A 987-nucleotide genomic window follows, 5' to 3' on the forward strand; every position below is an offset into this window, starting at 1 on the left:
AACATAGAAAACAAAAGAAAAGAGTATTAGAAATTTAATTTGGAGCTGCCGACAATAGCCAAGTGGTATTGTCGGCACTAACTGAATACTACTTTACTGGTGTCGTTTGTTGAACCGCGCAACGAAAACCATTGAGTGAGATATATCCATCTTGAGCTATGGCTTGGCCTGCTCGAGATGTTGTTAACCCCCCTCCTCTCATGACTTTTTTAGATCCTCTCGATGGCCCTTGAGGGTCGAGTTCAGGGGAGCGTTGATAATAATCTTCGCTATACCAGTCATTCATCCATTCCTTTACATTTCCTGCCATATCATACAAACCTAATGGATTTGGCGGATACAATTTAATTTGATTTAAATCTATAGAGCTACCAATATTCCATTCATCTTTTGTGTAATCAACATACCTTCCATCAACCAAATGCTGGTCACCTTTACGCTGAAGGTAACCGTTATTGGTTGCATGGTATAGATGCTTCCCACGATTTCTTGCTGCATATTCCCATTGTGCTTCTGTGGGTAAATCAATCGGAGAACCCGTTAATTCACCCAGCCATAAACAGTAATCTTTTGCCTCTTGCCAGGTTTTAGTCGGTGTCGCTAGATCTTTAAACTTATCGTCAGAAAGGTCATGTTTTTCTCTCATTCCTGCTTTAACAACTGGGCGTTCATATGCTTTTTGAAAAGCATCAAAACCGTGATAAGTCGTTTCATGATTAGCTAAAGAGTAGTTACTTAAGGTTACTTTATGCATAAAATTAGCGCCAGTTTCAGCATTCGACAAAGCGGTATTACACTTAGCATCTGGCGACCAATCCATTCTATCCGTAGAAATGGGGTTACAAGGGGCTTTAAATGCGCCCATCATGAAGGTTCCACCTTTGATAAATACCATGCTTTCAAGTGATTCAACAGCAACTTCGACGATTTGATGTTGAAGTTTGGTATCTGCATCAGGGTAGAGCTTTTTTACTTTCGCTTCTATTT

Annotated in this window: 1 protein-coding gene; it reads right to left on the bottom strand. The window is 40.1% G+C overall.

Annotation, left to right across the window (positions count from 1 at the left end):
- Positions 1–88 precede the first annotated feature (88 nt).
- Positions 89–987, bottom strand: an 899-nt coding sequence (locus C9J38_RS21530) for an SUMF1/EgtB/PvdO family nonheme iron enzyme (protein WP_107208808.1), incomplete at its 5' end; no start/stop codon positions are given.

Source organism: Photobacterium sp. GB-210 (assembly GCF_003026075.1).
Classification (GTDB): domain Bacteria; phylum Pseudomonadota; class Gammaproteobacteria; order Enterobacterales; family Vibrionaceae; genus Photobacterium.